The following is a 13,403-nucleotide window of genomic DNA, read 5'->3' as shown; positions in this document are numbered from 1 at the left end:
GACACAGCCCGCCCTCTTTCGAACACGATTTGGGACCCGACTACTTGAGCCGCGCCATCAGGGCGTGCTCCACGAGCGTGATGAGCGCGCTCTTGGCGTCCCCGCGGTGGCGGGCGTCGGTGGTGATGATGGGGGCGTCCGGGCCGATCTGCAGGGCCTCGCGGACTTCCTCCGGGGTGTACGGCTGGTGTCCCTCGAATCCGTTGAGCGCCACCACGAAGGGCAGGCCGCTGTTCTCGAAGTAGTCGACGGCGGGGAAGCAGTCGGCGAGACGGCGGGTGTCGACCAGGACGATCGCGCCGATGGCGCCGCGGACCAGGTCGTCCCACATGAACCAGAAGCGGTCCTGACCCGGGGTACCGAACAGGTACAGGATCAGGTCCTGGTCCAAGGTGATGCGGCCGAAGTCCATGGCGACCGTGGTGGTCGTCTTGTCCCCGGTGTGGGTGAGGTCGTCGATGCCCGCGCTCGCGGACGTCATCACGGCCTCGGTACGCAGCGGATTGATCTCGGAGACCGCGCCGACGAACGTGGTCTTGCCCACGCCGAAACCGCCCGCCACCACGATCTTCGCGGAGGTGGTGGAGCGAGGAGCCGCTCCGCCGTCAGATCTTGCGAAGTCCACTGAGAACCCTCTCGAGCAGCGTTACATCCGGCGTTCCGCCGGCCTCTCCATTGCCCGGCTGGTGGATGGCCACCATTCCGGCCTCGGCCAGGTCGGCGACGAGGATCCGGGCGACACCGAGCGGCATCGACAGCAGTGCGGAGACCTCCGCGACCGACTTCACCTCACGGCACAGGGTGCAGATGCGCTGGTGCTCCGGCAGCAGGCCGGACAGGTGCATCGGATCGGCCGTGGTGCTGACCAGCGCCTCTATGGCGAGCTGGTAGCGGGGCCGGGTCCGGCCGCCGGTCATCGCGTAGGGACGCACCAGCGGCTGGTCGCCTTCCGAGTACGAGTCTCCGTACGAATCCGGGTAGGCGGGGGGCGGGGTCATTGATCCTCCGGGCTGGACAGCAGTGGTCAGCGTGCCGTCTCACGGGGCGGCCGGTGGGGGGGACGGTATGACGGCCTGGCGGTGGTACTTGGGTGTGGGGCGGGTGCCCCGGCCCCCCGGCCGGAAGTACCGTCCGGCCGGGAGGTTCGCGGTCAGCCGAGGAGGCTGCCCTGGAGTTCCGAGCGCAGTTCCGGGGTGAGGACGCTGCCGGCCCGGTCCACGAGGAGGGCCATCTCGTAGCCCACGAGGCCGATGTCGCACTCCGGGTGCGCCAGTACGGCCAGCGAGGAACCGTCGGAGACGGACATGAGGAACAGGAATCCCCGGTCCATCTCCACCACGGTCTGGTTGACGGCGCCGCCCTCGAAGATGCGGGAGGCCCCGGCGGTCAGCGAGGTCAGGCCGGAGGCCACGGCCGCCAGCTGATCGGCCCGGTCACGGGGGAAACCTTCCGACATCGCCAGAAGGAGTCCGTCGGCGGAGACCACCACGGTGTGGGACACCCCGGGGGTGTTGTCCACGAAGTTGGTGATCAACCAGTTCAGGTTCTGTGCCGCCTGGCTCATCGAACTCAACTATCGCTCCTGCTGGTAAGTGGGGTCGATCTGGTAACTGCCGGTCGCGGGGCCGGCGGTGCCGGCTTGGCGCCCCTGCTGGATACCGCGTCGGAGGTTGGTGAGGCGACCGCGGACGTCGTCCGGGGCGCGCGAGACCTGCGGACCCGCCTGGGTCTCGGCCTGCTGCTGAGCGGTACCGGCCACGAGGTTCGCCCGCGGTACCCGCTTGGGCAGGCCCGAGGTCGTGATGCCGCCGGCGGCGGGCTGGCGCACGCGCTCGGCCTGCCGCATCAGCTCGTCGTTCGGCGAGGACCGCCAACTGACGGTCGGCACCGCGCCGGTCGCCGTCTGGTCGGCCGACAGTTCCTGACCGCGCTGGGGGAGCGGCTGCTGGTGAGCCGGCGCGGCGGGAGTCTGCTGGTACTGCTGCGGCTGCTGGGGTACGGAGGGACCGCCGTCCTGGCGGACCCAGTTCGACTCGAGGGTATCGAAGATCGGGCTGCGCGCCTCACCGGGACCCGGGGCCGGCGGCAGCGCCTCGGGCCGCGTCTGCGGACGCGGCGCCGGGGAGTAGCCGCCGGACTGCGGGGCCTGGGGCCGGCCGCCGTTGTAGCCGCCCACGCCGGGACCGCCGCCGCGGGGTGCCTGGAGGTCCCCCGGTCGCTCGAACTGCCCGGTGGCCGACGGGTCCAGGGGACCGCGTACGTCGGGGCGCTCAAACTGTCCGGTGGTGCTGCCTGCCGCGTTGCCGCCGGCGTACGGGGCCGGTGCGTTGAAGTCGGGACGGGGGAACTCGGCCGTCGCACCGGGGCCCGACAGCTCGTCGTGCCCGCGCGGGACCTCGTGACCGCCCTGGCCGGCGCCCCAGCTGGTGCTCTGCGGGGCCGCGGTACCCGCACCCGGGAGCTCCGGACGCGGGGCGCCGCCGCGCGGCGGCAGCTGCGGCCGCTTGCGCTGGACGGGAGCCGGGGGCTGACCCTGACCGCCTTGGGCGCCGGCCTGGGCGGGCTGCTGCTGCGGCCGCTCGAAGCCGTTGCCCTGCGGGAAGGCGGAGGGACCGGTACCGGGCCGGGACTGCGCACCGCCGACGGGACCGCCGAGAGCGCCGCCCGCCGGACCCCGGGCCGGGAGCGGGGTCGTGAAACCGCCCGCGCCCTGACCCGTGGGGGCACCCGGACCCGCCTGCGGACGGGCCATCGGGCCGCCCTGCTGCTGGGGCCGCGCGCCCGCACCGCCCTGCGGGCCGGGACCCTGGCCCTGGGGCCGCTGCTGTGCGCCCGCGGAACCGTCCCGCCCGGGGAGCGCGGCACGCTGCCCGGCGGCGGAGACCTGACCGCGCTGCGGACCGGCGCCCACGGGGGGACGGGGGCCGCCCCCACCGCCGACGGACCCCTGTCCCGCGGAACCGCCCGGACCGCCCGTGCCGACCTGCGGGGCACCGGAACCGGGACCCTGACCACCCTGGCCGGGCATCGGCGCGGGCTTCTTGCCGCCCTGGGCGACATCCACCGGCAGCATGACGAGCGCGGTGGTACCGCCCGAGTCGGAGGGGCGCAGCTGGATGCGGATGCCGTGTCGCAGGGACAGGCGGCCGACCACGAACAGACCCATGCGGCGGGAGACGGAGACGTCCACGGTAGGCGGCGACGCGAGTCGCTCGTTGATCGCGGCGAGGTCCTCGGGGGAGAGGCCGATGCCGGTGTCGTGGATCTCGACGAGGACGCGGCCGTCCGGCAGGGCGTGGCCGGTGACCTTGACCTTGGTCTGCGGGGAGGAGAACGACGTGGCGTTCTCCAACAGCTCGGCCAGCAGGTGCACGAGGTCGTTGACGACGCGGCCGGCGACATCGGTGCCGGGCACCGACGAGAGTTCGATGCGCTCGTACTGCTCCACCTCGGACGCCGCGGCGCGGAGCACGTCGACGAGCGGGACGGGGCGGGTCCACCGGCGGCCCGGCTCCTCGCCCGCGAGGACGAGGAGGTTCTCGCCGTTACGGCGCATACGGGTCGCGAGGTGGTCGAGCTTGAAGAGCGAGGACAGCTGGTCCGGGTCGGCCTCGCGCGACTCCAGCTCGGAGATGAGCGAGAGCTGGCGCTGGATCAGACCCTGCGAGCGGCGCGAGAGGTTGGTGAACATCGCGTTGACGTTGCCCCGCAGCAGGGCCTGCTCGGCGGCGAGGCGGACGGCCTCGCGGTGCACGTCGTCGAAGGCCGCGGCCACCTGGCCGATCTCGTCGCGGGTGTGCAGACCGACCGACTCCACCGTGGTGTCGACGTCCTGCGGGTCGGTCTCGGACAGCTGCTTGACGAGCTCGGGCAGACGGTCCTGGGCGACGCGGGTCGCCGTGTCCTGGAGGCGGCGCAGCGAGCGGATCATGGAGCGGGCCATGACGAAGGCGCCGACGAGGGAGACACCGAGGACGAGGAGGATCAGGGCACCGTTGATGATGGCGTCCTGCTGCGACGCGCTCTTCAGCTCGCGGGCCTTCTGCTCCATGTCCTCGAGGAGGGTGAGCTCGATGACCTTCATGGCCGTGAGCTTGGTGCCGTCGGCGTCGTACCAGTCCATCCAGGAGTGGTACGCCTGCTCCTTGCCAAACTGGCCCTGGGTGGACAGGACGCGACGGGTGTAGTGGTCGGCCTTGCTGATCTCCGCGTTGCCGTCGCCGAGGCTGGCGAGGAGCTCCTCGGACTTGCCCTGGTAGACGAGTTCGAAGGTCTTCTTCGACTGGCTCTCGCCGCGCAGCGCGGACAGCGCGTACAGGCGGTCGTTCTCGGTCAGGTTGCCCGGCTTGTCGCCGCTCTCGGGGAGCGAGGCGGCGATGATCGCGCGCTGGATGGAGGCGTACTCCTTGGCGGAGGAGAAGGCCGCCAGGGCGCGCGTGCGCTTGATCATCTCGGGGTTGGAGGTGGCCTGGGCCATGTCCTGCGAAAGGGAGAGCAGCGAGACGATGAGTGCGTTGTACTCGGTGACCGTCTGCTGGGCGCCGTTCTGGTACGCCTTCTTGCGGATGTCCTCGATGCCGGTGAGCTGGCGGCCGATCTGCAGGATGTTGTTGCGGATCGACTTGAGGGTGTCGTCCTTGTCCTGCGTGCTGTCGACCTTGTCGGTCGCGACGCCGAACGCCTCGATGGCGGTGTTGGTCTGGTCGCGGACGCCCTGGACGAGGGAGTTCGGCTTGCCCGACTTGTCCACCGACAGAGGACCCGCGGACTTGTCGCGCTCCTCCTGGAGCGCGGCGGCCAGGTTGGTGGCCTGCCGGGTCATCGTCGTCAGCAGCTGCATGTGGTCCAGCTGCGCGATGTCGTTGAGCGAGTCGTTGATGCGGAAACCACCGAGCGTGGTGGCGGCGACGACCGGCAGGGTCAGCAGCGACACCAGGCGCGTGCTGATGCGCCAGTTCTGCATGGCCATGCGTGAACCGGGCCCGCTGGGGGCCTTCGGTATCGCCACGTCCTGCTCGGGAGCAGGTTCGCCCTTGCCCTTGCCCTTGGCCCGCGCCGCGCCCTTCGGCTTGGCGCGACCCTTGGCCTTCCCCTTCACGGGGTTGGCGGCATCGGGGCTCGCTCCTTCGACAGCCGGCCCTCGGTTCTGGGCGTGCTGGGGCGAGGAGCCACGGTCGGTCCCGCCGCGCGGCTCCTGCTCCGACGCAGCTTCCCCTCGGCCCTCGTGGGCCTGGGGAGAACCCTTGCCATCCCTCTTGAATCGTCCCTGCACTAGCGTCGCAACCTCTGGACCAGGCGTCCCGCCGGTGGAGCGGTGGGACGGTGTCGAGTCGTGGGGCACTGACGGCCCCATGGTGGTCGTCGGTGACCGGCGCGTCTCCCTCTCCTTGCCGCCGCGCTCGGCGCTGAGTCGCGCCACCTGCGCGCCGGCTGATTCCCGCGGCGGTCCCGCGAATTCCAGCACAGTGGGGGATCTCCAACAAGGTGCGCGGCTCCCCCCGGCGAGCCCGTCACGGCTTGTGACAGGAGCACTACCCGACGTGGAAGGCCTTTCGGGGCGAACCGGACTTACGTTGACCAAACACCGTGGCTGTCAAGGTGTCCCAGTCGAGATGATCAGGAGCGGAATAACGCGTTCAGTAGCGCAATGTCCGTTTCGGGGCCCTCGGTTGACCGTCCGTTATGCCCGCAATGCCCGGTCACTGGTGAGGAAACTCACACAGCTGTGGCCATTACTTCCCGGTTCGGCGGGGGATTCGGATGTTTAGCCTTTCCCTTTGCAGGGTTGGCGCATCCGAGCACCACCACACTACGAGCGAGCCAGGGGCCCGAAACTCCGATGAATCCGCAGACTCCGCAGAACCCCCAGAACCCCCACAAGACGACGCTGATCTTCCGCAACATAGCCAACCCCCGCCGCACCACCCTGGCGCACCTCGCGGACGCCGAGGAACTGCAGTCGGCCCTGGCCCCGGAGCACTCCGTCGAGCTGCCCACGCAGACGGCGAACCCCCGCCGCACCGTGCTGATGGACGCGCCGGTCGCCGCCGCCGCGCAGTAGGGCCGCCGGACAAGGAGCGAAGCGCCCCCTCCCACCGCGTTAGCCTGGAGTCCGCAACTCCAGCCGGCGGAAATACAGAGGGGCAGACGCAACAGGTGCGCATCGCCAGGTTCTCGATCGACGGCAACGTCGCGTTCGGCGCGGTCGAGGGCAGCACTGCCCCCGGCGCCGAAGGTGAGCTCGTCCTCGACATCATCAAGGGCATCCCGTTCGCGGACTTCGAGCTCTCGGGCACCAAGGTCCCCTTGGACAAGGTCCGACTGCTGCCGCCCGTGCTCCCGAACAAGGTCGTGGCCATCGGCCGCAACTACGCGGAGCACGCGGCGGAGCTCGGCAACACGGTCCCGGAGACGCCCATCACCTTCTTCAAGCCCTCCACCTCGGTGGTCGGCCCGGGTGACCCCATCACGTACCCCTCCTTCTCCCAGGACCTCCACCACGAGGCGGAGCTGGCCGTGGTCATCGGCCGGATGTGCCGCGAGGTCCCCAAGGAGCGCGTCAAGGACGTGATCCTCGGCTACACCTGCGCCAACGACGTCACCGCGCGCGACGTCCAGCAGCGCGAGAAGCAGTGGGCCCGTGCGAAGGGCTTCGACAGCTCCTGCCCGCTGGGCCCCTGGATCGAGACCGACCTCGACCCGCGCGACCTGACCATCCAGTGCACCGTCAACGGCGAACAACGCCAGCTCGGCCGCACCAGCGACATGGTCCGTTCGATCGAGGACCTGATCGTGCACATCACCGAGGCCATGACGCTGCTCCCGGGCGACGTCATCCTCACGGGGACCCCGGCCGGAGTCGGCCCCCTCAACGTCGGCGACGAGGTCGCCGTCACCATCGAAGGCATCGGCACTCTCACCAACAAGGTGATCAAGCGTGGCTAACGGACCCGTCCGCGTACGTTTCTGTCCCTCCCCGACCGGCAACCCCCACGTGGGCCTGGTCCGGACCGCCCTCTTCAACTGGGCGTTCGCCCGCCACCACGGCGGTACGTTCGTCTTCCGCATCGAGGACACCGACGCGGCCCGCGACTCCGAGGAGTCCTACCATCAGCTGCTCGACTCGCTGCGCTGGCTGGGCTTCACCTGGGACGAGGGCCCGGAGGTCGGCGGCCCGCACACCCCGTATCGCCAGTCCCAGCGGATGGACATCTACGCGGACGTCGCCCAGCGCCTGCGGGACGGCGGCTACGCCTACGACTGCTTCTGCACGACCGAGGAGCTCGAAGAGCGCCGCAACGCCGCCCGCGCTGCCGGCAAGCCCTCCGGCTACGACGGCCACTGCCGTGACCTCACCGCCGAGCAGGTGGCCGCCTACCGGGCCGAGGGCCGCCTGTCGATCGTCCGCTTCCGGATGCCCGACGAGCCGATCACCTTCACCGACCTGGTCCGCGGCGAGCTGACCTTCACCCCGGAGAACGTGCCGGACTTCGGCATCCTGCGGGCCAACGGCGCTCCGCTGTACACGCTCGTCAACCCGGTCGACGACGCGCTGATGCAGATCACGCACGTGCTGCGCGGCGAGGACCTGCTGTCCTCCACGCCCCGCCAGATCGCCCTGTACAAGGCGCTGATGGAGCTCGGCATCGCCACCGGCGTCCCGGAGTTCGGCCACCTGCCGTACGTCATGGGCGAGGGGAACAAGAAGCTCTCCAAGCGCGACCCGGAGGCCTCGCTCAACCTGTACCGCGAGCGCGGCTTCCTCCCCGAGGGCCTGCTGAACTACCTCTCCCTCCTCGGCTGGTCGTTCTCCAAGGACCAGGACATCTTCACCATCGAGGAGATGGTGGCGAAGTTCGACATCCCGGACGTGAACGCCAACCCGGCCCGCTTCGACCTGAAGAAGGCCGAGGCGATCAACGCCGACCACATCCGCCGGATGGACCCGAAGGCGTTCGCCGACGCGTGCACGCCGTGGCTGCGCCCGCCGCACGCCAACTGGGAGCCGGAGGACTTCGACGAGCGGGCGTGGGAGGCCATCGCGCCGTACGCCCAGACCCGGGTGACCGTCCTGTCGGACATCACCGCGAACGTCGACTTCCTCTTCCGCAAGGAGCCCGTCGAGGACCAGGCGTCCTGGGACAAGGCGATGAAGGGCGAGCCCGCGGCGCTGCTCACCACCGTCCGCGCGAACCTGGAGACGGCCGACTGGAACGACCCGGAGGCCCTCAAGCAGGCCGTCCTGACCGCCGGCGAGGCCCACGGCCTCAAGCTCGGCAAGGCCCAGGCCCCGGTCCGCGTCGCCGTCACCGGTCGCACCGTCGGTCTGCCGCTCTTCGAGTCCCTCCAGATCCTGGGCAAGGAGCGCTCCCTGGCCCGCGTCGACGCGGCCCTGGCGAAGCTCACCGCCTGACCCGCACGCACCCCCGAAGGGGCGGCCGCCTTCCCGGCGGCCGCCCCTTCGGCGTCGTCGGTCCCGGCGGTCCCACCTGTCTCGTGACGGACTTCCTCGTCGTGCCCCCGCCGGGGGAGGGCGCCCGGTAGCCTCGGCGGCATGCCGATCCGTGCGTTTTTGTGGGACGTCGACGACACCCTGTTCGACTACACCGGGGCCGATACCGCCGGGCTCGCACGGCATCTGGCCGACGACGGACTGGCGGAGCGGTACGGGACCCCGGCGTCGGCCCTCGCGCTGTGGCGCGCCGCGACCGAGCGCCACTGGGCGCGCTTCGCCGCCGGCGAGACGACCTACCGCGCCCAGCGTCGGGACCGGGTCCGGGACTTCCTGGCGGCCCCCGGGATGAGCGACGGCGAGGCCGACACCTGGTTCGACCGGTACGTCGTGCACTACGAAGCGGCCTGGGCACTCTTCCCGGACGTGGTGCCGGTACTGGACGCCTTGGCCGCCGACTTCCGGCACGGGGTGCTCTCCAACTCCTCCACGGCCAACCAGGACGTCAAGCTGCGCCGGCTCGGGCTGCGCGACCGCTTCGAGGTGCTGGTCTGCGCCGCCGAACTCGGCGTCAGCAAGCCGGACGCCGCCGCCTTCCTCGGGGCCTGCGACGCGCTCGGGCTGCCGCCGGAGGAAGTGGCCTACGTGGGAGACCAGCCGGAGATCGACGCCCGCGGTGCCCGGGACGCGGGCCTCACGGCCGTCTGGCTCGACCGGTACGGCGCGCCCGGACCGGCCCCCGAAGGAGTGCACCGGATCTCCGGTCTTGCCCAGCTCTCCGCGCTGGTGGCCTCCGATACCCGTTTTGGAGCACGGTCAGGCATCCGGTAATGTTCTTTCTGCGCCGCCCGAGCGGGCCGAAAGGCCGGAGGGAGGCGCTAACCGAATGAAAGTCCCTCAGGGGCTTGCGTTTTGGTGGGCTATAGTGTAATTGGCAACACGAGGGTTTCTGGTTCCCTTATTCTAGGTTCGAGTCCTGGTAGCCCAGCGCAGTGCAGCAGTAACGCAGTGCTTTGCCCCCGTTGTGTAGCGGCCTAGCACGCCGCCCTCTCAAGGCGGTAGCGCCGGTTCGAATCCGGTCGGGGGTACAGATCCTTCCCGCAAGACCTCCATCGGGTAGCTCCCGGACGTCTTGATGCAGGATCGCTAGGGCCCCCGTTGTGTAGCGGCCTAGCACGCCGCCCTCTCAAGGCGGTAGCGCCGGTTCGAATCCGGTCGGGGGTACGATGTCTAGCATGGTCTAGACCACTATGGGCTATAGTGTAATTGGCAACACGAGGGTTTCTGGTTCCCTTATTCTAGGTTCGAGTCCTGGTAGCCCAGCGCAGTGCAGCGGTAACGCAGTGCTTTGCCCCCGTTGTGTAGCGGCCTAGCACGCCGCCCTCTCAAGGCGGTAGCGCCGGTTCGAATCCGGTCGGGGGTACAGGAGAAGAGGCCCTCCGCGATCATCGCGGAGGGCCTCTTCGTCATGTCCGGTGCGGGAAAAGGGCAGAAGTGCGGGCCCGGAGGCGCGTGTCAGGACGTGTGCGGCGTCGTACGCGCCCCCGGGCCCGGAGGGACGGGGGGAAAGGGCGGCCCGGTCAGCCGGAGCGGCGCAGGGCCTCCGAAAGCCGACCGGCGGCATCGATGACCGCCTGGGCGTGCATCCGCCCGGGGTGTCGGGTCAGGCGCTCGATCGGGCCGGAGACCGACACGGCGGCCACGACCCGGTTCGACGGGCCGCGCACCGGTGCCGAGACGGAGGCCACGCCGGGCTCCCGCTCGCCGATCGACTGGGCCCAGCCGCGGCGTCGTACGCCGGACAGGGCCGTCGCCGTGAACCGCGCACCCTGGAGGCCGCGGTGGAGCCGCTCGGGCTCCTCCCATGCCATCAGGATCTGCGCGGCGGAACCGGCCTTCATCGGGAGCGTGGAGCCCACGGGGACGGTGTCCCGCAGGCCCGACAGCCGCTCGGCCGCCGCCACGCAGATGCGCATGTCGCCCTGACGCCGGTAGAGCTGCGCGCTCTCGCCCGTCACGTCGCGGAGGTGGGTGAGCACCGGTCCGGCCGTGGCCAGCAGGCGGTCCTCGCCGGCCGCGGCGGCAAGCTCTGCCAACCGCGGACCGAGGATGAACCGGCCCTGCATGTCCCTCGCCACCATCCGGTGGTGTTCCAGTGCCACGGCGAGGCGATGTGCCGTGGGTCGTGCGAGCCCTGTCGCCGCGACCAGCCCGGCGAGGGTGGCCGGACCGGACTCCAGTGCGCTCAGTACCAGAGCCGCCTTGTCGAGAACGCCGACGCCGCTAGAGTTGTCCATGAAACGATATTCACGTCTCACACTGTGAAACGCAAGTTCAATTTTTCCAAGAACGAGCGAGTCTGTATGTGCGGGTCCACGAACCACTGGGTCCGAGCCGTCGTCCGGGACGTGGGGTACGGGCGATACAGGCGCACAAGATCTCTATGAAGCGCCGGCACAACCGGCCGGCCGGAGGGAAAGCGATGGGTAGGACACTCGCGGAGAAGGTCTGGGACGACCATGTCGTCCGGCGCGCCGAGGGCGAGCCCGATCTCCTCTTCATCGATCTGCACCTGCTGCACGAGGTGACCAGCCCGCAGGCCTTCGAGGGACTGCGTCAGGCCGGCCGCAAGGTCCGTCGCCTGGACCTCACCATCGCGACCGAGGACCACAACACCCCCACCATCGACATCGACAAGCCGATCGCGGACCCGGTCTCCCGGATGCAGCTGGAGACGCTGCGGCGCAACTGCGCCGAGTTCGGGGTCCGCCTGCACTCGCTGGGCGACGTCGAGCAGGGTGTCGTCCACGTGGTGGGACCGCAGCTGGGACTGACCCAGCCGGGCACCACCGTGGTCTGCGGCGACTCGCACACGTCCACGCACGGAGCCTTCGGCGCGCTGGCCTTCGGCATCGGCACCAGCCAGGTCGAGCACGTGCTGGCCACGCAGACGCTGCCGCTGGCCCGTCCCAAGACGATGGCGATCACCGTCACGGGCGCGCTGGCCGACGGCGTCACCGCCAAGGACCTCATCCTGGCGATCATCGCCCGGATCGGTACCGGCGGCGGCCAGGGCTACATCCTGGAATACCGCGGCGAGGCCATCGAGAAGCTGTCGATGGAAGCCCGCATGACCATCTGCAACATGTCGATCGAGGCCGGCGCCCGCGCGGGCATGATCGCCCCCGACCAGACCACCTTCGACTACCTCCAGGGCCGGGACCACGCGCCCCGGGGCGAGGACTGGGACGCGGCGGTCGCCTACTGGAAGACGCTGCGCACCGACGACGACGCCGTCTTCGACGCCGAGGTCGTCATCGATGGTGCCTCGCTCTCCCCGTTTGTCACCTGGGGCACCAACCCGGGACAGGGCGTGCCGCTGTCCGCGAGCGTCCCCGACCCGGCTTCGTACGAGGACGCTTCGGAGCGCCTCGCCGCCGAAAAGGCCCTGGAGTACATGGGGTTGACGGCCGGGCAGCCGCTGCGCGACATCAAGGTCGACACCGTCTTCGTAGGTTCCTGCACCAACGGCCGCATCGAGGACCTCCGGGCCGTCGCCGGCATCGTCGAGGGCCGCAAAGTCGCCGACGGCGTACGGATGCTGGTCGTCCCGGGCTCGGTCCGGGTCGCGCTGCAGGCCGTGGAAGAGGGACTGGACAAGGTCTTCAAGGAGGCCGGGGCCGAATGGCGGCACGCGGGCTGCTCGATGTGCCTGGGCATGAACCCCGACCAACTGGCCCCCGGTGAGCGCTCCGCGTCCACCTCCAACCGCAACTTCGAGGGCCGCCAGGGCAAGGGCGGGCGCACCCACCTGGTCTCCCCGCAGGTGGCCGCCGCGACCGCGGTACTGGGCCACCTGGCCTCGCCCGCCGACCTGTCCGACGTCACCGCCCCCGCCGGAGTCTGAATCATGGAAGCTTTCACCACCCACACCGGCCGGGCCGTCCCGCTGCGCCGCAGCAACGTCGACACCGACCAGATCATCCCGGCCCACTGGCTGAAGAAGATCACCCGCGACGGGTTCGAGGACGGACTCTTCGAGGCCTGGCGCAAGGACCCGGAGTTCGTCACCAACCGTCCGGAGCGCGCCGGCGCGACCGTGCTGGTCGCCGGCCCCGACTTCGGTACCGGCTCCTCGCGCGAGCACGCCGTCTGGGCCTTGCAGAACTTCGGGTTCAAGACGGTCATCTCCTCGCGCTTCGCCGACATCTTCCGCGGCAACTCGCTGAAGAACGGTCTGCTGACCGTCGTCCTGCCGCAGGAGACCGTCGAGCGGCTGTGGCAGCTGACCGAGGCCGACCCCACGGCCGAGATCACCGTCGACCTGGTGGACCGCAAGGTGCGAGCCGAAGGCGTCGAGGCGGAGTTCGAACTCGACGACAACGCCCGCTGGCGTCTGCTGGAGGGGTTGGACGACATCTCCCTCACCCTTCAGAACGAAGCGGACATCGCGACGTACGAAAGCACCCGGCCGACCTTCAAGCCGCGCACGATTCAGGCGTGATTCCCGCCTGATCAGCGCTTATTCGCTCTCGGGTGATCTGATCGCCCCCACTGTGCCCCCCGCCTCCCGGCGGGGGGCACAGCTGCGTGTTGAGGCCCCGTGAGGCGACAACTCGCCCCAGATGGCACAATCTGTGCATGGAACGCGACAGTCAACTTGAGCTCTACGAAGTGGTCGCGAACCGATTGAAAGAAGCACACGCAAGGGTGCGCACGCTGCAAGTCCCGGAGGGCGTAAGGATGGCGCTGTCCCGGAAGCTGTTGGTCGTCACGGCCGCGGCGAAGCATGATCTCGCCGATGCGGCAAGGCGCCTGGACAGGTTGATGAAGGACCTCGACGAGGGTCGATTCCCTGAAGGCGACTGATGCGAAGGAACTCCGTAACGGCTTACAACGTTGCGGCACTAGGGTGATTAGCCCGTTTCGTGTTTGATTTGCGGTATATATC

The 13,403-nt window shown here is 69.9% G+C and carries 12 protein-coding genes and 5 tRNA genes; 12 read left to right on the top strand and 5 right to left on the bottom strand.

Going from position 1 to position 13,403, the window contains the following annotated elements; genetic code table 11:
- Positions 1-40: 40 nt before the first annotated feature.
- The 4 genes from ACV7NM_RS10000 to ACV7NM_RS09985 form a co-directional block, all read right to left on the bottom strand.
- Positions 41-625, bottom strand: a complete 585-nt coding sequence (locus ACV7NM_RS10000; protein WP_463409967.1) for a GTP-binding protein — start codon at positions 623-625, stop codon at positions 41-43.
- Positions 606-998 carry a DUF742 domain-containing protein gene (locus tag ACV7NM_RS09995; protein WP_136214587.1) on the bottom strand — a complete coding sequence of 131 codons (393 nt, stop codon included), beginning with the start codon at positions 996-998 and terminating at the stop codon, positions 606-608. The genes ACV7NM_RS10000 and ACV7NM_RS09995 overlap by 20 nt, the downstream gene beginning before the upstream one ends.
- A 152-nt stretch (positions 999-1,150) precedes the next feature.
- Positions 1,151-1,564 carry a roadblock/LC7 domain-containing protein gene (locus tag ACV7NM_RS09990; RefSeq protein ID WP_306432442.1) on the bottom strand — a complete coding sequence of 138 codons (414 nt, stop codon included), beginning with the start codon at positions 1,562-1,564 and terminating at the stop codon, positions 1,151-1,153.
- A 9-nt stretch (positions 1,565-1,573) separates the two neighbouring features.
- Entirely contained in the window at positions 1,574-5,272 is a 3,699-nt protein-coding gene (locus ACV7NM_RS09985; RefSeq protein ID WP_463409966.1) for a sensor histidine kinase, read from the bottom strand.
- 567 nt (positions 5,273-5,839) lie between these two features.
- On the opposite strand from ACV7NM_RS09985, the gene ACV7NM_RS09980 reads away from it, so the two are divergent.
- From ACV7NM_RS09980 to ACV7NM_RS09940, 9 genes are all read left to right on the top strand, one after another.
- Entirely contained in the window at positions 5,840-6,061 is a 222-nt protein-coding gene (locus tag ACV7NM_RS09980) for a hypothetical protein (RefSeq protein ID WP_463409965.1), read from the top strand.
- 95 nt (positions 6,062-6,156) lie between these two features.
- Complete coding sequence (locus tag ACV7NM_RS09975) at positions 6,157-6,945, top strand: fumarylacetoacetate hydrolase family protein (protein WP_463409964.1); 789 nt, start codon at positions 6,157-6,159, stop codon at positions 6,943-6,945.
- Positions 6,938-8,413 carry a glutamate--tRNA ligase gene (gltX, locus tag ACV7NM_RS09970; RefSeq protein ID WP_463409963.1) on the top strand — a complete coding sequence of 492 codons (1,476 nt, stop codon included), beginning with the start codon at positions 6,938-6,940 and terminating at the stop codon, positions 8,411-8,413. Before ACV7NM_RS09975 ends, gltX begins: the two co-directional genes overlap by 8 nt.
- Positions 8,414-8,554: 141 nt before the next feature.
- Entirely contained in the window at positions 8,555-9,283 is a 729-nt protein-coding gene (locus ACV7NM_RS09965) for an HAD family hydrolase (protein ID WP_463409962.1), read from the top strand.
- An 85-nt stretch (positions 9,284-9,368) separates the two neighbouring features.
- A tRNA-Gln gene (locus tag ACV7NM_RS09960) sits at positions 9,369-9,440 on the top strand.
- A 27-nt stretch (positions 9,441-9,467) separates the two neighbouring features.
- Positions 9,468-9,540, top strand: a tRNA-Glu gene (locus ACV7NM_RS09955).
- Between the two features lie 63 nt (positions 9,541-9,603).
- Positions 9,604-9,676: transfer RNA gene (locus ACV7NM_RS09950), tRNA-Glu, on the top strand.
- Positions 9,677-9,703: 27 nt separating this feature from the next.
- Positions 9,704-9,775 (top strand) — tRNA-Gln (locus ACV7NM_RS09945).
- 27 nt (positions 9,776-9,802) lie between these two features.
- Positions 9,803-9,875 (top strand) — tRNA-Glu (locus ACV7NM_RS09940).
- A gap of 157 nt (positions 9,876-10,032) precedes the next feature.
- On the opposite strand, the gene ndgR is transcribed toward ACV7NM_RS09940, so the two are convergent.
- Positions 10,033-10,749, bottom strand: coding sequence for an IclR family transcriptional regulator NdgR (ndgR, locus tag ACV7NM_RS09935; protein WP_365955387.1), 717 nt, complete (start codon positions 10,747-10,749; stop codon positions 10,033-10,035).
- Between the two features lie 185 nt (positions 10,750-10,934).
- Here ndgR and leuC point away from each other — a divergent pair, with 185 nt between their 5' ends.
- From leuC to ACV7NM_RS09920, 3 genes are all read left to right on the top strand, one after another.
- Positions 10,935-12,359, top strand: coding sequence for a 3-isopropylmalate dehydratase large subunit (gene leuC / locus ACV7NM_RS09930; protein ID WP_463409961.1), 1,425 nt, complete (start codon positions 10,935-10,937; stop codon positions 12,357-12,359).
- 3 nt (positions 12,360-12,362) lie between these two features.
- A complete protein-coding gene (gene leuD, locus ACV7NM_RS09925; protein WP_329198621.1) occupies positions 12,363-12,956 on the top strand; it encodes a 3-isopropylmalate dehydratase small subunit in 594 nt (197 codons plus the stop codon).
- A gap of 137 nt (positions 12,957-13,093) precedes the next feature.
- A complete protein-coding gene (locus tag ACV7NM_RS09920; RefSeq protein WP_136213320.1) occupies positions 13,094-13,321 on the top strand; it encodes an SCO5555 family protein in 228 nt (75 codons plus the stop codon).
- Positions 13,322-13,403: the final 82 nt, after the last annotated feature.

The organism is Streptomyces sp. Tek67B01, assembly GCF_055231995.1.
The sequence above is the reverse complement of the archived record's forward strand: the minus strand, read 5'-3'. Positions and strand labels throughout refer to the sequence as shown.